This is a genomic window from Xaviernesmea rhizosphaerae, from assembly GCF_001938945.1.
Classification (GTDB): domain Bacteria; phylum Pseudomonadota; class Alphaproteobacteria; order Rhizobiales; family Rhizobiaceae; genus Xaviernesmea; species Xaviernesmea rhizosphaerae.
In genome coordinates, this window is record NZ_MKIO01000014.1 from 1 (window position 1) to 19470 (window position 19470).

General features: G+C 65.8%; 18 protein-coding genes. 13 read left to right on the forward strand and 5 right to left on the reverse strand.

What is annotated here, in order from left to right; genetic code table 11:
• Positions 1–109: 109 nt before the first annotated feature.
• Positions 110–1561: an NAD-dependent succinate-semialdehyde dehydrogenase gene (locus BJF92_RS00515; RefSeq protein WP_075632840.1), complete on the reverse strand. Its 1452-nt coding sequence runs from the start codon at positions 1559–1561 to the stop codon at positions 110–112.
• Between the two features lie 127 nt (positions 1562–1688).
• On the opposite strand from BJF92_RS00515, the gene BJF92_RS00520 reads away from it, so the two are divergent.
• Positions 1689–2471 carry an IclR family transcriptional regulator gene (locus tag BJF92_RS00520; RefSeq protein WP_075632841.1) on the forward strand — a complete coding sequence of 261 codons (783 nt, stop codon included), beginning with the start codon at positions 1689–1691 and terminating at the stop codon, positions 2469–2471.
• Between the two features lie 167 nt (positions 2472–2638).
• Here the strand turns inward: BJF92_RS00520 and BJF92_RS00525 are convergent, their stop codons facing one another.
• Positions 2639–3415, reverse strand: coding sequence for an inositol monophosphatase family protein (locus tag BJF92_RS00525; protein ID WP_075632842.1), 777 nt, complete (start codon positions 3413–3415; stop codon positions 2639–2641).
• 107 nt (positions 3416–3522) lie between these two features.
• Complete coding sequence (locus BJF92_RS00530; RefSeq protein WP_075632843.1) at positions 3523–4395, reverse strand: glycerophosphodiester phosphodiesterase family protein; 873 nt, start codon at positions 4393–4395, stop codon at positions 3523–3525.
• Between the two features lie 370 nt (positions 4396–4765).
• Between BJF92_RS00530 and BJF92_RS00535 the strand changes: the two genes are divergently transcribed.
• The 6 genes from BJF92_RS00535 (at position 4766) to BJF92_RS00560 (ending at position 11124) form a co-directional block, all read left to right on the forward strand.
• A complete protein-coding gene (locus tag BJF92_RS00535; protein WP_075632860.1) occupies positions 4766–5896 on the forward strand; it encodes an ROK family transcriptional regulator in 1131 nt (376 codons plus the stop codon).
• 371 nt (positions 5897–6267) lie between these two features.
• Positions 6268–7407, forward strand: a complete 1140-nt coding sequence (locus tag BJF92_RS00540; protein ID WP_075632844.1) for an extracellular solute-binding protein — start codon at positions 6268–6270, stop codon at positions 7405–7407.
• A gap of 23 nt (positions 7408–7430) precedes the next feature.
• Complete coding sequence (locus tag BJF92_RS00545) at positions 7431–8315, forward strand: ABC transporter permease (RefSeq protein WP_143523845.1); 885 nt, start codon at positions 7431–7433, stop codon at positions 8313–8315.
• Between the two features lie 20 nt (positions 8316–8335).
• Complete coding sequence (locus tag BJF92_RS00550; RefSeq protein WP_075632861.1) at positions 8336–9163, forward strand: ABC transporter permease; 828 nt, start codon at positions 8336–8338, stop codon at positions 9161–9163.
• Between the two features lie 31 nt (positions 9164–9194).
• Positions 9195–10271 (forward strand): ABC transporter ATP-binding protein, encoded by a 1077-nt coding sequence (locus BJF92_RS00555; RefSeq protein WP_075632846.1) that lies wholly within the window; start codon positions 9195–9197, stop codon positions 10269–10271.
• The gene (locus BJF92_RS00560) at positions 10264–11124 is read left to right on the forward strand and encodes a glycerophosphodiester phosphodiesterase (protein WP_075632847.1); all 861 of its coding nucleotides are present in this window, start codon (positions 10264–10266) and stop codon (positions 11122–11124) included. Before BJF92_RS00555 ends, BJF92_RS00560 begins: the two co-directional genes overlap by 8 nt.
• Positions 11125–11178: 54 nt before the next feature.
• Here the strand turns inward: BJF92_RS00560 and BJF92_RS00565 are convergent, their stop codons facing one another.
• The gene (locus BJF92_RS00565) at positions 11179–12021 is read right to left on the reverse strand and encodes an inositol monophosphatase family protein (RefSeq protein WP_425356436.1); all 843 of its coding nucleotides are present in this window, start codon (positions 12019–12021) and stop codon (positions 11179–11181) included.
• Positions 12022–12333: 312 nt separating this feature from the next.
• Between BJF92_RS00565 and BJF92_RS00570 the strand changes: the two genes are divergently transcribed.
• From BJF92_RS00570 to BJF92_RS00590, 5 genes are all read left to right on the forward strand, one after another.
• Positions 12334–13782 (forward strand): sensor domain-containing diguanylate cyclase, encoded by a 1449-nt coding sequence (locus BJF92_RS00570; protein WP_075632848.1) that lies wholly within the window; start codon positions 12334–12336, stop codon positions 13780–13782.
• A 383-nt stretch (positions 13783–14165) separates the two neighbouring features.
• Positions 14166–14906, forward strand: coding sequence for a FadR/GntR family transcriptional regulator (locus BJF92_RS00575; RefSeq protein ID WP_075632849.1), 741 nt, complete (start codon positions 14166–14168; stop codon positions 14904–14906).
• A 56-nt stretch (positions 14907–14962) separates the two neighbouring features.
• Positions 14963–16111 carry a galactonate dehydratase gene (dgoD, locus tag BJF92_RS00580; protein WP_075632850.1) on the forward strand — a complete coding sequence of 383 codons (1149 nt, stop codon included), beginning with the start codon at positions 14963–14965 and terminating at the stop codon, positions 16109–16111.
• Between the two features lie 234 nt (positions 16112–16345).
• The gene (locus tag BJF92_RS00585; RefSeq protein ID WP_075632851.1) at positions 16346–16600 is read left to right on the forward strand and encodes a type II toxin-antitoxin system Phd/YefM family antitoxin; all 255 of its coding nucleotides are present in this window, start codon (positions 16346–16348) and stop codon (positions 16598–16600) included.
• On the forward strand, positions 16593–17057 hold the full coding sequence (locus tag BJF92_RS00590) for a type II toxin-antitoxin system VapC family toxin (protein WP_075632852.1): 465 nt from the start codon (positions 16593–16595) through the stop codon (positions 17055–17057). The genes BJF92_RS00585 and BJF92_RS00590 overlap by 8 nt, the downstream gene beginning before the upstream one ends.
• A gap of 74 nt (positions 17058–17131) precedes the next feature.
• On the opposite strand, the gene BJF92_RS00595 is transcribed toward BJF92_RS00590, so the two are convergent.
• On the reverse strand, positions 17132–18415 hold the full coding sequence (locus tag BJF92_RS00595; RefSeq protein ID WP_075632853.1) for an NAD(P)/FAD-dependent oxidoreductase: 1284 nt from the start codon (positions 18413–18415) through the stop codon (positions 17132–17134).
• 287 nt (positions 18416–18702) lie between these two features.
• Between BJF92_RS00595 and BJF92_RS00600 the strand changes: the two genes are divergently transcribed.
• Positions 18703–19449, forward strand: a complete 747-nt coding sequence (locus BJF92_RS00600; protein WP_075632854.1) for a GntR family transcriptional regulator — start codon at positions 18703–18705, stop codon at positions 19447–19449.
• Positions 19450–19470 lie beyond the last annotated feature (21 nt).

Sequence of the window (19470 nt, forward strand, 5' to 3'; positions counted from 1 at the left end):
CATACCTTCTTCTCAAGCATATGCATCGCTGCAACCGTTATCTTTTGGTTGTGATTTATGAGTCCTGAGCCTAGAGCATCGCACCGAGTACTATTTTCAGTCCGATGCTCTAGCCGATGGCCGAGCAGAGATATTTGATCTCCAGATAGTCCTCGATGCCGTAATGCGAGCCCTCCCGGCCGAGGCCGGATTGCTTGACGCCGCCAAAGGGGGCGACCTCGTTGGAGATCAGGCCGCTATTGTGGCCGACCATGCCGTATTCGAGCGCCTCCGCCACCCGCCAGACGCGCCGGGCGCTCTCGGTATAGAAATAGGCGGCAAGGCCGAATTCCGTGTCGTTGGCCATGGCTACCACTTCCTCCTCCGTGTCGAAGCGGAAGATCGGGGCGACCGGGCCGAAAGTCTCCTCGCGCGCCACCCGCATGGCCTGGGTCACGCCGGAAAGCACGGTTGGCTGGTAGAAGGTACCGCCCAGCGCATGGCGCCGTCCGCCGGCCAGCACCTGCGCGCCCTTTTCGACCGCATCGGCCACATGGGCTTCCACCTTGGCGATGGCGTCCTCGTCGATCAGCGGGCCGATCAGCACGTCAGGCTCGGTGCCCACCCCCACCGTCAGCGCCGCCACCCTTGCCGCGAGCTTCTCGGTGAAGGCGTCATAGACGCCGGCCTGGACATAGAGCCGGTTGGTGCACACGCAGGTCTGGCCGGCATTGCGGTATTTCGAGGCGATCGCGCCTTCCACCGCCGCGTCGAGGTCCGCATCGTCGAAAACGATGAAGGGCGCATTGCCGCCGAGCTCCAGCGACAGCTTCTTGATCGTCGGCGCCGACTGCGCCATCAGGATACGGCCGACCTCGGTCGAGCCGGTGAAGCTGAGCTTGCGCACGACATCGCTGCCGGTCAGCACGCCGCCGACCACCTTCGCCTCGCCGGTGACGACCTGGAGAACGCCCTTGGGCAGGCCGGCCTTCTCCGCCAGAACGGCGAGGGCCAGCGCGGTCAGCGGCGTCTGTTCCGCCGGCTTGACGATCATGGTGCAGCCGGCGGCGAGCGCCGGGCCGGCCTTGCGGGTGATCATCGCCGCCGGGAAATTCCACGGCGTGATCGCGGCGCAGACGCCGATCGGCTGCTTGAGCACGAGAATGCGCTTGTCGGTCTGCGGCGAGGGGATCACGTCGCCATAGATGCGCTTGCCCTCTTCGGCGAACCACTCGATGAAGGAGGCGGCATAAAGCGCCTCGCCCCGGGCCTCGGCCAGCGGCTTGCCCTGTTCCAGCGTCATCATCAGGGCCAGATCGTCAGCATGCTCGACCATCAGCTCGAACCAGCGCTTGAGGATCGCCGAGCGCTCGCGCGCCGCCTTCTTCGACCAGAGCGCAAAGGCACGCCCGGCCGCCGCCACCGCCTCCTCGACCTCCGCAGCACTCAAGGAGGGGACGCGACCGACCTCGGAGCCATCGGCCGGATTGGTCACGATGATCTCGTCGCCGCTTCTGGCCTTGCGCCAGTCTCCATCGATCAGGCAGGTGTCCCGCAGCAGCGCTTCCGGCATCTTCACCATGACAGTCTCCTTTTCATAGTTCAATATATTGAACTTTGTTCTATATGATGAAATAATGCCTATAAGATGCCGTGGGGTCAAGCCGCGCGCGGCTTTTTGACTGCGGCTGGTTGCAGGGAGAGGCAGGATGGATGAGGGAGAGACCGGGGGTGCGGCGCAGAGCGTGCCGGCCTTGAGGCGGGCAGTGGCCATTCTCGATCATCTGGCCGAATGCGGCGAGCCGATCTCGGCCGCGCGGCTGACAAAGGCGCTGGGCCTGCCCAAGAGCACGGCGCACGGGCTGCTTCTGGTGCTGGTGGAGCTCGATCTCGTTGCGCGCTCGCCCGAGGGGCTGCTGCGGCCGGGGCCGCGATCCTTGCGCTGGTCGAACGCCTTTCTCGCCCAGTCCGATCTGGTCGAAGCGTTCCGCCGGCAGGTGGCGGCCGATGAGCATCTGAGCGATCACAGCGTGACGCTGAGCGTCTTGGATGGCGCCGATGTAGTCTATCTTGCCTGCCGCAATGGCGCAGCACCGCTCGGCATCACCTTCCGTATCGGCATGCGCCTGTCTGCGCCCTTCACGGCAACGGGCAAGGCAATGTTTGCCGCCATGACGGAGGCGGATGTGCGGCGCGCCTTCCCGTCGCGATGGCCGGATCCGCTGACGCCGCGCAGCGTCGCCTCGCTCGACGCGTTCCTCAAAGAACTCGAGGCGACGCGGCAGCGCGGCCATTCGGTCGATGACGGCCAAGTTCGTCTCGGCATGGCCTGTGTCGGGGCGGCAGTGCGCGATGCGCAGGGCCTGCCGGTTGCGGGCGTCGCCTTGAGCTTCCTGGAGGCGGAGGCAAGCGCGGCGGTGCTCGACCGCTTCGGCAACCGCCTGCGCGCGATCGCCGAGGCTTTGTCACGCAGCCTTGGCTGGCGCGGCTGAGGGGCCGCCGCGCCGCCTTGAGCTCACACTCTATCCCATAATCGCCGTTGGCCGCCTGCAATTGGCGATTTCTGCGCTTCCGGTGCTCACGGACCTTAAGGACGCTGCGCTCCGGTTCTCGACATCACCATTTTTCGTCAGACCAACAGCAAGTCTTGAACAGACTGTCAGGCGGCGATCTCGGGCCAGAGTGGCTCGACGGTGGACAGCAATGCCGGCGTGCCGGCGGCGATCCACTCCTGCCCCTCGGCATTCAGGCCGATGCGCACCTCGAGCCCGGCCTCGCGCGCCAGAACCGCGCCGCCGGCAATGTCCCACATGGTGGTCCGGGTCTGCAGATGCCCGTCGAAAATGCCGCGCGCGGCATAGACCAGCGAGACCGAGGTGGAATGGAAAGCCTCGACGATCCAGTCCGCCCGGCGCAGGCCGAGCTGGAAGCGGGCGGCCGCCTCGAAATCCTCCTGCGGATGGTCGCCCAGCGACACCAGGCGGATATCGGCGATCGGCGCCGGGCGGACAAACGGCGTGCCGTTGCAGAACAGGCCGGTGCCGTTGGCGGCGGCATAGAGCCGGTGCTCGGCCGGCATGGCGACCACGCCGAGCTCGGGCCGGCCATTGCGCACGAAGCCGAGCGAAACGCCCCAGAGCGGCGAGCCGCGCAGGAAGTTGGAGGTGCCGTCGATCGGGTCGATGATCCAGTAGGCATCGTCGGCCGTGCCGCCGAATTCCTCGCCGCAGACGGTCTCGCCGGGGAAGGCGGCGGCAAGCTTTTCGCGAATGAAGGTTTCGACCGCCGTGTCGGCCTCGGAGACGAAATCCTGTGCGGCCGCCTTGGTGCGGGTGGCGATACGGTCGCGCTTCTCGAAGAAGTCGAGCGCGATGATAGCCGCGGCCTCGACGATCATCGAGGCGGCCGTCAGGCGGGTAAGATGCGGATTGCTCATGAGAATGTCCTTATCTGCCGCCGAGATCCATCGGCGGTCATCCGGTGCCTGTCAAGCCGGCAGCGCGCTGGGCGCTGATCCGGCGGAAAGCGCGGGGGAGGCAGCGATCAGCGCGGGCGGGCGGCCAGCCAGCGCTTGAACTCTTCGACGCAATCGGTCTGAATAGCGCCGATGCCGGCCTCGATCAGCCGGCCCCAGACGGCATCCGGGGCGCTAAGCGCGCGACTGTCGTTGAAGTCGAGATTGTGCGAGCAGTCCAGCGTGTTCACCCAGACGCGGATGCCGCGCGCGGCCAGTTCGGGGCCGGCCAGGTCGAGATCGGCGAAGTCGGTGAACTTGGCCTCGATCATCTGCGCCCGGAAGCCGTCGAGCAGGGTCAGATCCTCGAAAATGCTCCCGGAGCGCAGCGTCAGGAGCGGCATATGCGGCAGCGTGCCGTACCAGGCGGCGCTGCGCAGGGCGATGCGCTCCTCGGCCTCATTGATCGGGCTCTTGATCAGAACATCCGCCTCGCTGCCCATCTGCTTCACCATGGCCACGACCGCGTCGAGATCGCGGGCATATTTGGTGTCGAGATTGAGCACGACGCGGCCGCGCGCCGCTTCCAGCGCCTCGGCCAGCGTGGGAACGATCCTGTCGGTGACCGCAGCGGTCGGGCCGCCGTCGCGGGCGCGCAGGCGGGCGGCGCGCACGGTCGCCAGATCCAGTTCGCTGACGGTGCCTTGGCCCGTCGTCGTCCGGTCGATCGTGGCGTCATGGATGATCACCAGATGGCCGTCGGCCGTCGATTGCACGTCGATCTCGACGATTTCGGCACCCTTGGCGATCGCGCCGTCGATGGCATCAAGCGAATTTTCCGGCGCATCCAGCCAGTCGCCGCGATGCGCGATGGCGAGAATGGTGGCATTGGACAGATCGAGCAGCGGAAGGTCGGTCAGGTCGCGCGGCGTGGCGCGGGCGGCAAGCGGGGAGGAGGACATGGGTAGGGTTCTTCGTCTTGAGAGGTCAGCGGCAAAATGAAACTGCGGGAGCGGCATCCGTATGCATCGGCGCCGCGCCTAAAGCGTGATCGCGCCCGCCACGGCGGCAGGACGCCCGGCAAAAGGCGCGCGCCGACGGGTGGGACCGATGCGCGGAGAAATATTACGTTTCGAGTGTATTATTTATGACGATCCTGTGAAATTTTGCGCCGCAGTCCTGTGGCCAGGCAGGAAAATCGCCACGCCGGATTGCGCCTGCCTCGCACTCGTCTAAAGAGCATTGCCGATGGAGGAGGGTGCCGGTTCGGGCTGATGGCCAGAGACGGTGTGCCTCCGCCAGCCTTTCGTCTGGTTCGGGACCAAGCCTGCGATGATCTCTTGCGACGATGCTGTTTCGCCTGTCAGCGACAATGAGCGGATGATCCTCGATATCGTCAGGCGTTCCATGCCGATCGGGCGATCCTCGATCGCGCCGCGTACCAATCTGACGCAGCAATCGGTTCACCGGCTGATCGAAGGGCTGATCGAGCGCGGCTATCTGCGCATCGGCGCGCCGCTGAAGGGCATGCGCGGCCAGCCCAGCCCGACGATCGAGCTTGCCGCATCATCGGCCTATTCGGTCGGCATCTCGGTCAATACCGACCGGGTGACCCTGTGCCTTGCCGACTTCCGCTGCCATCCGGTCGAAACCATCACTCTGGACAGGTCGCCGCAGGACCGGCAGAGCACGCTTGCGGCGCTCGGCGAAGCGCTTGATACGATGATGGAGCGCCACGCGATTGCGCGATCGCAGCTGATCGGACTGGGCTTTGCCATCTCGGGTTTCTTCATCGAGGGCGGCCACGCCTTCAATGCGCCCGAACCCCTGCGCGACTGGTCGCTGATCGACCTGCGCCCCTGCCTGAAGGAGGCGTTCGGCCTGCCGGTCTGGCTCGACAACAATGCCACCACCGCCGCCATTGGCGAGAGCCTGCGCGGCGCCGGCCTGTGGTGCTCGACCTTCGCCTATCTCTCCTTCAACTACGGCTTCGGCGGCGGCCTTATTCTCAACGGGCGGCCCTTTCATGGCTTTCATGGCAATGCCGGCGAGCTCAGCGGCATCTATGAGCCCGAAGAGGTCGAGCGCCGGCCGGCCTTGCAGTTTCTGCTGCGCGCCGTGCAGGCGGAAGGCGTTGATGTCGAGACGGTCGAGGATCTCTGCCAGCGCTTCGATCCCGACTGGCCCGGCGTCGAGGGCTGGCTCGAGCGGACCATGCCGCTGATCAACCGGCTGGTGGCAACCCTCGTCGCCGTCATCGATCCCCAGGCGATCGTCTTCGGCGGGCAATTGCCCCGCGCGCTCGGCGAGAAGATGATTTCCCGCGTGCGCTTGCCCTCGCTGCGCCCGCAGCGTTATGGCATTGGCCCGCCGGATGCCAGGCTGGTGATGGCGGAGACGGAGGGAGACGCCGCCGCGATCGGCGCGGCGCTCATGCCGCTGAAAATGATTTACTTTCTCTGACGCTACCGGCCAGCGTCGCGCGCGCGGCATTCACCGGCTTTTGCGGGGCATTGGGCATCCCTCGGCCGCGTTTAACTTTTTGCTAACCATATAAATTATTGTTTTGAAATGTGATTTTTGGATAGCCTTGGCTGGCCTGCTCTGGCTCCGGCAAGGCCGCTGCCGGCTGCTCGCTCATTTCAGCACTGTCATTCCCGTGTCATGGCGCGCCGATAGCTAGGCCGCGCCGCAGCCCGGGCGCCGGACTGCACGGCGTCGGTCTCGCCTTTGGGCGAACCGCTCTTGTCTCTCGACGCCAACATATTTCGGCCGCCCGCTGCCCGATGCCGATCGGGCCGGCGCAGCGCCGACCCTCCACGGAGATCGTCCCGATGAACAGACGCCATTTTCTGATCGCCTCGTCCACCGTCGCCGGCCTTGCGCTCGCGCCGCGCCTGTCCTTCGCCGCCGCCGGCCCGATCGACGTCTATTGCGGTTCGGACAAGAACGTCCTCGATTTCTGGAACAATGTGATCCTGCCGGCCTTCGCCAAGGCCCATCCTGACATCGCGGTGAAGGTCACCGACGCCGGCAACAACAATGGCCTGCGCGCCATTGCCGACCGCGGTCTCGCGGCGCTGGCCAGCAACACCGATCCCCAGGCCGACATGTTCGAGACCTTCGATCCGCTGTTGCCCAAGGGCGGCATCGAGGCCGGGCTCTGGGTCAAGGCCGCCGAGGTCAAGGGCCATGAGCGCATCAACCCGCTGGCGATCGACAGCGACTATTCGCTGCCTTATCGCGGCTCGCAGGTCCTCCTGGCCTATGACGCGACCAAGCTGCCCGCCAAGGACGCGCCCAAGACCTGGGAACAGCTTGTCGCCTGGATCAAGGCCAATCCCGGCCAGTTCGTCTATAACCGTCCCGACAAGGGCGGCTCGGGCGGCAATTTCGTCCGCCGCGCCATTCATGAAGTCAATGGCCGCGACCCCAAGGCCTTCACCGTCGGCAACTACAGCGAGGAAGCCGCTGCCAAGATGCTGCCGCCGGCCTGGGAACTCCTGAAGGATCTGGCCCCCTCGCTTTACGAAAAGGGCGCTTACGCTTCGGGCAACACCCAGTCGATCCAGCTTCTGGCCCAGGGCGTCGTCACCATGGCGCCGGTCTGGTCGGACCAGGTTCTGCAGGCGATCAACCAGGGCGTTCTGCCGGAGACCACCGGCCTGGTGCAGCTGACCGACCTGGCGCTGTGCGGCGGCTTTGCCCATTCCACGCTCTTCTCCAACGGCGCCCACAAGGATGCGGCCCTGACGCTGGCCTCCTTCCTGCTGACGCAGGAGATCCAGGAAGCCGTGATCACCGAGCTCGGCGGCTTCCCCGGCGTTTCCTGGGATCATCTGTCCGACGCGCTGCGCCAGAAATATGCCGATGTCATCCCGGCCACCATCCCGACCTTCCCCTCGGGCGACTGGGAAAAGGCTGTCAATGACGGCTGGTATCGCAACGTTGCCCCGACGATCAGCCGCACCTGATCGCCGTGTCCGCGCTCTCGTCGATACCGCCGGCGCGCTCTCGCGCGCCGGCCCAGCCTCAGGCTCTCTCCGGCGCCTTGGTCGGGCTGACGCTCGTGGCCCTGCCGGTCTTCCTGCTCGGCTGGCTGATCGTCTATCCGATCCTCTCGGCCGTCCTGGAAACGGTGTTTCCGGCAGGCGAAAATGGCGCGCGCGCCTTGTCGCTCGCCTCCTATCGCTTCTTCTTCAGCGATCCCTATAGCCTCGCCAATCTGCAGGTCACGCTCTGGACCACCCTGGTTTGCGGTGTTCTGCTGATCCTCGTCGGCCTGCCGATCGCCCTCTATCTGCGCTTCTCGCAGGGGCGGTTCGCGGCCTATGTCCAGGCCATGGCGATCTTCCCGATGTTCGTGCCGTCGATCATCCTGTCCTATGCGCTGATCCGCACCATCGGGCCGAACGGCACGGTCGATCTCATTCTCAATGCGCTGGGCCTGCCCAAGCTGCCGACGCCCTATCTCACCCCCTGGGGTCCGGTGATCGGGCTGGTCTGGGACAATCTGCCGCTGACCGTGCTGATGCTGACCGCCGGGCTCGGCCAGATCTCCAACGCGTCCGTTGAGGCCGCGCGTGATGTCGGCGCCGGCCCCTTTCGCGTCTTTCTGGCGGTGATCCTGCCGCGCATGGCCAATTCGCTGCTGGTGACGGCCTCCTTCGCCGTTCTCGGCATCTTCTCCGCCTTCACCCTGCCTTATGTGCTGGGCCCGGCCGCGCCAGAGATGATGGGCCCCTTCATGGACCGGACCTTCTCCGACAACAACGATCCACTGAACGCGCTGACCCAGGCCGTGATCAGCTTCGGCTTCTGCCTGGTCTTCGGCCTGTTCTATGTCCGCTCGATCGCGCGTAATCAGGAGGGCCGCCCGTGAGCGCCATCCCGCATCGGCCCGTGTCATCCGCCGCGCCGCGCATTGCAAAGCCCTTCGACTGGGCGGGCCTTGTCTTCGCCATTCTTCTGACCCTCGTCATCGCCGTGCCGCTCCTGGTCGTCGCCACCTGGGCCTTCACCGAGGTCTGGCGCTATCCCTCGCTGGTGCCGCAGAAATTCGGCCTGCGCTTCTGGAGCCAGACCCTCTCGCGCGCCGATGTCTGGGAGGCGCTGTTCCTCAGCCTGCGGCTAACGGCCGTGGTCACCGCGCTCTCGGCGGTGATCTGCCTGCCGGCGGCCTATGCCTTTGCGCGGCTCAAATTTCCCGGGCGCAACCTGCTGTTTCTCTCCTTCCTCGCCTCGCATGCCTTCCCCAAATTCGGGCTTCTGGTGGCGATCGCCGGGATCTTCCTGCATCTCGGGCTGATCTCGACCTTCTGGGGCGTGGTGCTGATCCAGCTGGTGGGCACGCTGATGCTGATGATCTGGGTGCCCGTCGCCGCCTTCCAGGCCGTGGATCGGCGCATGGAGGAGGCGGCGCGTGATGCCGGGGCCGGGCCGCTGCGCGTCTTCTGGTCGATCACCCTGCCGCAGGCAGGGCCGACAATCGCCGCCGCCGTGCTTCTGACCTTCGTCGGCACCTTCTACGAGACGGAGGGCGCCTGGCTGATCGGTGCGCCGCAGGTCCGCACCATGCCGGTGCTGATGATCAGCTTCATCAACAACCAGCTCGTCGTCCAATATGGCGCGGTGCTGTCCGTCATGCTGTGGCTCCCCTCCTTCCTGGCGCTGATCTTCGCCCGGCGGATCGTGGGAACCGGCGCCTTCGCCCGCGGTTTCGGCGCGTGACGCGGGCGCCTGGGAATAGAAAGGTTCGATCATGGCCCGTTTGACCATCAAGGGCGTATCCAAGAGCTTCGGCACCGGCTTTGCCGTCAACGACGTCTCGCTTGATGTCGAGGATGGCGAGCTCGTCTGCCTGCTCGGCCCCTCCGGCTCCGGCAAGTCGACGCTGCTGCGCATGATCGGCGGCTTCGAGCGGCCGAGCGCTGGCGAGATCCTGATCGACGCGAAGGACGTTACGCGTCTGCCGCCCGAGCGCCGGCCCACCGGCATGGTCTTCCAGAGCCATGCACTGTGGACGCATTGGAACGTGTTCGACAACATCGCCTTCGGCCTGCGCCTGCGCCGCCGCCCGCGCGCCGAGATCCGCGAGCGTGTCGAGCAGGCGCTTGCCATGGTGGGGCTTGCCGATTACGGCCAGCGCATGACCACCCAGCTGTCCGGCGGCCAGCAGCAGCGCGTGGCTCTGGCCCGCTCGCTGGTGCTGGAGCCGAAGATCCTGCTTCTCGACGAACCCTTCGCCAGCCTCGACCAGCATTTGCGCGAGCGCCTGCGCGAGGAGGTCAAGGACATCCAGAGCCGGCTCGGCATCACCACGCTGTTCGTCACCCATGGGCAGGACGAGGCGCTGGCGCTGGCCGACCGCATCGTCGTGATGCGCGACGGCGTGATGGAGCAGGTGGCCCCGCCCGACGTGATCTATCGCGCGCCGCGCACCGAATTCGTCGCCAGCTTTATCGGCTCGATGAACTTCATCCGCGTGACGGTCGAGGAGGGCATCGGCCGGCACGAGGATCTGACGCTGCCGGTGCCTGTGGCCGATGGTCCGGCCGTTCTCGGCATTCGCCCCGAGGCCCTGAGCCTGACGCCGAGCGAGCGGCCGCGCGCCGGCAGGGTTCACCGCAGCATCGATTTCGGCACGCACAAGCTGGTCGATATCGACCTGTTGGACGGCACGCGCATGAAGGCGATGATGCCGCCGGAGACCCAGGTGCCGCGCGGTCTGCGCGTGGAACTCGGCGTCTCAGCCTTCCATGTCTTCCGCGATGGCGCGCAGGTCTATCAGGCCGGCGCGCGCGGCAGCGAAACCGAACGGAGAGTGAGCCATGCATGAGCATCCCCGCGGCGTCGCGATTGAGCGCGACGGACACAAGACCTGGTTGAAATGGCATCGCGGACGGCGTCAGGCCGGCGATCTGTCCTTCACCCGCCACAGGCTGATCGAAGGCTTGAGGCTCGGCGCCAGTCTCGAAATCGACCTGCTGCGCTATGACGCTCCCGGCTTCGTCGTGCTGCATGACGAGATGCTCGATGCCGCAACCACCGGCCAGGGCCGCGTTCTCTCAGCCAGCGCCGAAACCCTGCGCGGCCTGCGGCTGCGCCAGGACAATGGCCAGCCGACCGACCATCCGGTTCTGCTGATCGAGGATCTGGCCCGGCTGATCCAGGAGACGCGGGCCGAGGCGGGCGAGACCGGCGCCGTGATCCAGCTCGATATGAAGGAAGGATCGGAGGCGATCCGGGACGAGGACCTGGCAGCCTTCGCCGCCGCCATTGGCCCGGTCGCGCGCAGCGTCATCCTTTCCGGCGGCGATGCGCAGGCGGTCCAGCGCCTGTCTCAGGCCGTGCCGGACATGCCGGTCGGCTATGACCCCTGCCACTTCGGCGCCGCCGAAGCCCTGCGCGAAAGCCGCGACTTCCAGGGCTTCGTCGACCGCGCCGCCGAGGCCTCGCCGCATGCGACGATGATCTATCTCGAATATCCGCTGGTGCTCTTTGCCGCCGAAGCCGGCTTCGACATGGTCGCCGCCTTCCACCAGCTCGATCGGCAGGTGGACGCCTATACCGTCCAGCTCGCCTCGCCGGAAATGGTCGCCGATGTCGAATGCCTGCTGGCGCTGAAGGTCGACCAGATTACCACCGACGACCCCACGGGGCTGGATCTGGCGCTGGCGCGGAAGGACTGACCCTCACGACGGAACGAGCGGCGGGGTTGCCGCCGCTGGCGCCCTGTTGCTGCTCTATCGCAGGCCTTCGGCCAGCCAGCCATGCAGGGCGCCGGTGGCGGCCAGGATGTCGCCCTGCGGGGTGACGGGGCCGCCGGAGAAGGCGGTGACCGTACCGCCGGCTTCGCGCACCAGGAGCGCCGCCGCGCCGTAATCATGGACGGACAGGCCATCCTCGAAGAAGCCATCGAGCCGGCCGCAGGCGACATAGGCGATCGACAGGGCCGCCGAGCCGAGACGGCGCACGCCGGCGGTGTTGGCCATGAGCCTTTTCAGCGCGGCGAAATAGGTGTCCTCGGAAACGGCTTTGACCTGTCCGGGCACCGGCAGACCGGCACCCACCAGCACATCCTCCACCGCGGCATGATCGACGCAGGCGATCGGCTCGCCATCGAGCCAGGCGCCGGCACCCTCTTCGGCGCTGAACAGTTCGTCCAGCATCGGATCATAGACGACCCCCGCCGTGACGACGCCGTTTTCGACGATGCAGACGGTGATGGCGAAATGCGGCAGGCCCCAGGCGAAATTGGTGGTGCCGTCGATCGGGTCGATGTGGATGACCGGGGCGCCTGCCTCGGCCGCGCGATTGCCCACGGCTTCCTCGCCCTTGATGGCGTGATCGGGAAAGGCGCGGGCGAGATCCTCCACCAGCATCCGCTCGACGGCCACGTCGATCTCCGTCTGATAGTCGCGCGGGCCCTTGGCGGTCATCTGGTCCGGCAGACGACGGCGCAGCGCGCCCCGCGCGGTCTCGCCGGCCTTGAGCACGGCGGCGGCGAGCGCGGTCAGCCGCGTGGACGCCTCTGGCGCGAGACGGTGCGCGGCGCTGGCCGCCTGCAGGGATTGGGCATCGAGCATGGGGAGACCTCTTCAAATCGAAACGGGGCTCCATGACAAATTCGCATGTCGGTTGTTTGAAGCTCTGTGCCTTTTTTCGGTTTCCTTGCCTGCGCGCAATGAGGCCGGGACTTGAGCCAGCCGCACCATGCGCCGCCCCGCTGCCGCGCACAATCGGCAAGGCCTCGACTTTCTATTCCGCTTTGCAGCAAAGGCCGCGGCTGGTAACGATCGCCTAACGCTATTTCCCCTTTCCTGCCGCGGAGACATTCTCTGCCTGAAAACATTCCAGACAGGGGAGCCGGCGCGCGCAAAGAAGTCGAGGCCCTGACCATGTCCCTATCTGCCGATCTCAATATTTTCGATCTCGCACCCGTGGCGATGTGGATCGAGGATTTCAGCGGGGTGAAGGCCCTGTTCGACCAGTGGCGCGCCGAGGGGGTGAGCGACCTCAAAGGGTTTCTGGAGGCAGATCCGGCGCGTGTGGCGCAATGCTCCGCCCAGATCCGGGTGCTTTCCGTCAATGCCCAGACGCTGGCGCTGTTCGAAGCCGACAGTCTCGACCATCTCGTCGCCAATATCGATCGCGTGTTTCGCGACGAGATGCTGCAAAGCCATATCAGCGAACTTTCCCAGCTCTGGGAGGGGCACACGCGTTTCATCAGCCATGCGGTCAATTACACGCTCGGTGGCCGAAGGCTCGACATCCAGCTGCGCGGCCAGATCCTGCCGGGCTATGAGGAGAGCTTCGCCCGGCTGCTCCTGACCACGGAGGATGTAACGCTGCGCGAGGAAGCGCGCCGGGCGGAGGCGCGCAACCGCGCCTATGCCGAGGGCATTTTCGAGCATTCGCCGGTCTCGCTCTGGGTGGAGGATTTCAGCCAGATCAAGATCCTGCTCGACGAGCTGCGCGAAAGCGGCATCGAGGATCTGCGCGTTTTCACCGATGTGCATCCCGAATTCGTCCAGCGCTGCATGAGCGAGATCAAGGTGATCGACATCAATCAGGCGACGCTCGACATGTTCTGCGCCCCGGACCGGCCGACGCTTTTGCAGAGTATCGGCGAAGTTTTCCGCGGCGAGATGGAAAAGCACTTCCGCGAGCAGCTGATCGACCTTTGGAACGGCAAGCTGATGCACCATCGCGAGGTGGTGAACTATGCGCTGGATGGCTCCGAGCGCTATGTGCTCCTGCAATTCTCCGTCCTGCCCGGGCGCGAGGAGGACTGGGCGCTGGTGCAGGTGGCGCTGACCGACATCACCGCCCGCAAGAAGGCCGAGGCCTATCTCGAATATCTCGGCCGCCACGACGTTTTGACCAAGCTGCGCAACCGGTCTTTCTACATGGATGAGGTCAAGCGGCTGCAGCGCAAGACGCTGCGCCCTGTTTCGGCGCTGATCATCGATCTGAACGGCCTGAAGGCGTGCAACGACACGCTGGGCCATGATGCCGGCGACGGCCTGCTGCGGCGGATGGGCGAGGTGCTCAACGGCGTGGTGTCGCCACCCGACACCGCGGCGCGCATCGGCGGCGACGAATTCGCCGTGCTCCTGCCGGGTTCGGACGGGCAGGCGGCCGGCAAGGTGGCAGAGACGATCCAGGAGCTGATCAAGATCAACAACCAGTTCTATTCCGACCTGCCGCTGTCGGTGGCGATTGGCATCGCCACAACGGAACCGGGCGAGCCGATCGAATCGGTCCTGCGTCGGGCCGATGCCGCGATGTATGAAGAGAAGCGGGCCCTGCAGAGCGGCGGCCTCGGTATCCGCAAGGACGATTGATCGGCGACCCCTGGCATCGGCCCGAAAAGTGGGAACCGGTTTTCGGAAAGAGCCGATGCGCAAACAAAAGGCCCCGCATCGGCCCGGAAAACGGAAACCGGCTTTCGGGACGAGCCGATGCGGAAACAAAAAGCCCGGCATCGGCCCGAAAACAGAGGGCCGATTTTCGGTGCCGTTCTGCGGACGACCGGCCGCGCATCCCTCGCGCCTGCGACCTTCCATCCCCCTGAAGCGCGGTTCGGCCCGTCATGTGGCCATGCAGCATCACGCTGCGCCGCACATCATCATATTCTTACCGTCCTCTTGTATGATGAATGGATCCGGCTCTATGATGGTCTATCGGGCCGCACAGCCGGCCCTGGAGTCGCGACGAGGAGGTCCGGATGGAGGATAAGGAGCAGGTCGCGCCGGCACGCCGGCCGCGCGTCAAATCCGCCATCACCCGCGCGCTGGCCGCCGAGATCTGCGACGGCGTCTTTGCTGCCGGCCAGCTTTTGCCGCGGGAAAACGATCTCGGCCAGCGCTATGGCGTCAGCCGCACGGTGATCCGCGAGGCGCTGAAGGTGCTGGAGTCCAAGGGCTTCGTCGTCGGCCGCTCGCGCATCGGCACCCGGGTTTGCGCGCGCGGGGACTGGAAGATCCTCGATCCGCAGGTGCTCGACTGGATCGGCGAGCGCATCTTCGACGCCGATCTCATCGCCGCCATTCTCGAGGCGCGTCGCGCCATCGAGCCCGTGGCCGCCGAGCTGGCGGCCGAGCGGGCGAGCGTGCAGGAAATTGCCGATCTCGACGCCGCCTGGCGGCGCATGCGCGACGGGGAGGGCGATCTCCTGGCTTTTACCGAGGCCGACGTCGCCTTTCATGCCGGCCTCTTGAAGGCGAGCCACAACCGCATCTTTTCCGAGCTGTCCGGGGTGATCGAGGCGGCGCTGCGCTTCTCGCTCAAGGCCTCGAATGCCGCCGTCGCCACCCATGAGGAGGCGCTGGACGTGCACCGTCGCCTGGTGGAGGCGCTGCGCCTGCGCGATGGCGCGGCGGCGCGGCAGTGCTCGCAGACCATGCTGGACCTGGCCGAGCGCGACCTGGCCGGCGCGCGCCACAGGCCGCCGCAAAGCGGCGCCTGAAGTCTTTGCCTACCGGAAAAAGACCTATCAAACCAAGAGGATCGAGGGAGCATCCGATGAAGATCACCAAGCTGACCACCTATATCGTGCCGCCGCGCTGGCTGTTTCTCAAGGTCGAGACCGACGAGGGCATCGTCGGCTGGGGCGAGCCGGTCGTGGAAGGACGCGCGCTCACCGTCGAGGCCGCCGTGCACGAACTGGCCGACTATCTGATCGGCAAGGACCCGTTCCTGATCGAGGATCACTGGAACGTCATGTATCGCGGCGGCTTCTATCGCGGCGGCGCGGTGCATATGAGCGCGATCTCCGGCATCGACCAGGCGCTGTGGGACATCAAGGGCAAGGCGCTGGGCCAGCCGATCCATTCGCTGCTGGGCGGGCAGGTGCGCGACAAGATCAAGGTCTATTCCTGGATCGGCGGCGACCGGCCGGCCGATGTCGCCAACAATGCCCGTGAGGTCGTCGCCCGCGGCTTCAAGGCCATCAAGCTCAATGGCTGCGAGGAAATGCAGATCGTCGACACCTGGGAGAAGGTGGAGAAGGCGGTGGAGACCATCGCCATCATCCGCGAGGCGATCGGCCCGCATATCGGCATCGGCGTCGATTTCCACGGCCGCGTGCACAGGCCCATGGCCAAGGTTCTGGCCAAGGAGCTGCAGCCCTACAATCTCCTGTTCATCGAGGAGCCGGTGCTCTCCGAAAACCGCGAGGCGCTGAAGGAAATCGCCAATCATTGCTCCACGCCGATCGCGCTGGGCGAACGGCTATTTTCGCGCTGGGACTTCAAGGGCGTGCTCGCCGACGGCTATGTCGATATCCTCCAGCCCGACTTGTCGCATGCCGGTGGCATCACCGAATGCCGCAAGATCGCTGCCATGGCCGAGGCCTATGACGTGGCGCTGGCCCCGCATTGCCCGCTCGGCCCCATCGCGCTCGCCGCCTGCCTGCAGGTCGATGCCGTCTCCTACAATGCCTTCATCCAGGAGCAGAGCCTCGGCATCCACTATAACAAGGGCAATGATATCCTCGACTACATCTCCAACAAGGAAGTGTTCCACTATGCGGACGGCTTCGTCAGCATCCCGCAGGGCCCCGGCCTCGGCGTGGAGGTGGACGAGGCCTATGTGATCGAGCGCGCCAAGGAAGGCCATCGCTGGCGCAACCCGATCTGGCGCCATGAGGATGGCAGCGTCGCCGAGTGGTAGGACGGAGCATCGGACCGGAAAGCGGGAAGCGGTTTTCGGTCCGGTAAAAATCAGCGAGGCAGAAGCCAGGGCATCGAGCCGATTGCGATTTTCGGCACGATGCCCTTGTCGCGCCAATGCCCTTGTCGTCAGAAGGCGCGGGGGCGCTCACCGCCCCGTCAGGTTTCCGCCGTTGATTTCCTGCGCTGCAGCCTCTAAATTGTCCATATATGGTCATTTTATTGGAGGGTCGGCATGTCCACCGTCAGCGTCGCGGATGCGAAATCAGGCTTTGCAGGTCTGGTGGACCAGGCGGCGAACGGCGAATTCGTGACGATCACACGGCACGGTAAACCCGCAGCGATGCTTGTCAGCATCGAAGCCGGAGAGGCCGCGAAAAAGGCTCTGACGAAGCCAAGGGCCAATTTCGGCGATTTTCTGATGGCCTATCCCGGTCCCGCCGATCTGGAGCGCAATCCTTCCAGAATGCGGGACGCCGATTTTGAATGATGGCCTGCTGATCGATACCAGCGTCATTTCCCTGCTCTCACCTGACCGCAAGGAAAAGCTCTCCGATGCGGTGAAGGCGTGGTTCCATGAGCAGGGCGCAGCAGATGCGCTTTACCTCTCGGCTATGACGATCGCCGAGATCGAAAAGGGGATGCGCAGCCTTCATTGCCGTGGCGGGATCGAGCGAGCGAAACGCCTCAATGAATGGCTTGATCTTCTCGTGGACTCCTTTGCAGATCGCATCCTGACGGTTGATCCCATCGTGGCCCGCATCGCCGGCGCGCTCGAGGATGCCGCAACAGCGGAAGGCCGGCATCCCGGCCTTGGGGATATCCTGATTGCAGCGACGGCCAAGGCCTATGGCCTTACCGTCGTCACCGCCAACCTCATGCATTTCCTGCCGCTTGGCGTGGATTGCGATCTCCCTGCAGTGTTCCGGCGAGAAGGAATGCGATGACATCGCCCGGGTTCTGCAGGAGGGCTGACGCCCAGGCCCGTCAGAACAGGTAGCCCGTCAGAACAGATCGCCCGTCAGAACCGATAGCCCGCCAGATGCGCCAGCTGCGCGCCCGCCTCGTAATAGGCCTCGCGGGCGGTTCTGAAGCCCTGCGCCTTCACATCCGTCACCGGCAGAGGCAGCTCGTCCTCGGAAAGCTCGCCCAGGACATGGCGGGCCAGCGTCTTGCCGAAGACGGTGCCCGGCGCGATGCCCCGGCCATTATAGCCGCTGAAGCCGACGATCTGCCTGTCGAAGCGGTGGAAGCGCGGTACGGCATCGGTGGTCATGCCGATCTTGCCATACCATTCCGCCTCGAAGGGGATGTCGCCGAGCTGCGGGAACAGCGTGGCCAGCGCACGCTGCGCCCAGGCCCGGTGCACGGCCGCACCCGTGTTGCGCAGCGCGCCGACGCTGCCGAACACCAGCCGCCCGGACTGGTCCATGCGGAAGGAGGAGAGGATCTCCTTGGTGTCCCAGCAGCCTTCGCGGCCGGGCAGGATCGAGCGGCGCAGATTGTCCGACAGCGGCACGGTGGCGAAGTTGAAATAGGGCAGGTGCAATTGCTCGGCGCGCACGGGCGCGAAGGGGCCGGTGGAATAGGCGTCCGTCGCCACCAACACCCAGGCGGCGGTGACCGCGCCGCGGGCCGTCCTGACCGTCCAGTTTTCGCCCGCCCGCTCCGTGGCGATCACGGGCGATCCCGCGAAAAGCCGGGCGCCCGCCGTTTGCGCCGCGCGCGCAAGACCGCGCGCATAGGCCAAAGGCTGGATCGTGCCGGCGCGCGGGTCGAAGAGGGCACCGGCATAGCCATCGCTGCCCACCCGCCGCGCGGTCTCCTCGGCCGAGAGCAGTTCCACCGGCGCGCCGCGGCTCGTCCATTGCCGGTGCCGCTCGCGCAGTTCCTTCAGGCCCGTTTCGCCGACGGCCAGATGCAGCGTGCCGTTGGTCTCGATCTCGCAGGGGATGTCATGGGTTTCGACGATCTCGCGCACCAGAAGCGGCGCGCCGCCCAGCAGCTCCAGCGCCCGCTCGCCGTGAACGGGCCCCAGCACGCCGGGAATGTCATCAGGCATCACCCACATGCCGCCATTGATCAGCCCGACATTGCGGCCCGCGCCGCCAAAGCCGAAGTCGATCGCCTCCAAGAGCGCGACCGACAGGCCGGCCTGCGCCAGATGCAGCGCCGCCGACAGGCCGGTATAGCCGCCGCCGACGATCGCCACATCCGCCGTGATCGCCTCGTCAAGGGCCGGCGCCTGAGGCGCGGGCGGCGCGGTCTTTTCCCAGAGGCCGTGGGAGCGGGGATCGTCAAGCATCGTCTTGCCTTTTCGTCAGGCGCGCGGAACTTCGCGGAAAGCCGGGATCGCGCAGCCGCGCGGCGGCTGCATTTTCCTTGAGGCTTATTGCGCCGATGAAACGACGCAATCGCTCTTTGAGCAAGACCTTCTTCCAAAATGGAATGATCCGGCCCGCTGCGCCCGCCGGAACAAGGGCCCGAGGCGGGAATTGCAGTCCAGAGATAAGACCAGTATAGCTCCAGAAAGAATTTTTTAAGATCGTTCGGGCGCGGAGGCGGATCACGGTGACGGGGGCGGGTGTGCTGATGATGGAGATCGCCGAAACCTTCGCGCGCGAGAGCGGCGAAGGGCCGCTCTACAAGCGGTTGAAGACGGCGCTGGAGGAGATCATCCGCGGCGGCAGCCGGGCGGGCGAGGCGCTGCGGGCCGGCGCGGTGCTGCCGGGCGAGCGTGTGCTGGCCGCTGAGCTCGGTCTGTCGCGGGTGACGGTGCGCAAGGCGCTGTCGCTGCTGGAGGCGGAGGGGCTGATCAGCCGCCGCCAAGGCTCGCGCACCGAGGTCGGCGCCCGCGTTGAAAAATCGCTGGCCACGCTGACGAGCTTCAGCGAGGACATTCGCGCACGCGGGCAGGTGCCAGGATGTCTCTGGCTTTTCAAACAGATGAGCCGGCCGTCCTCGGCGGAGATGATGGCGCTCGGCATTGCCGGCACTGCGCCGGTGCTGCGGATGAAGCGCGTGCGCCTGGCCGATGGCCTGCCGATCGCGGTTGAAATCTCCGCCGTGCCCGCCCGTTTTCTCGCCAGCCCGGAGCTGGTGGGCGACTCGCTCTATGAAGCCCTGGCAACCCGGGGGCTGATGCCGGAACGAGCGGTGCAGAGGATGCGCGCGCGCGCCGCCAGCGCCGACGATGCGCTGCACCTGGCCTGCGAGGCCGGCGCGCCGATCCTGTCCACCGAACGGCGCTGTTTCCTGGCCGATGGCCAGATCGTCGAATATTGCGAGACCCGCTACAAAGGCGAGGTCTATGATTTCGTCTTCGAACTGCACCGATAATACCAGTTTTTCACTGGTTGC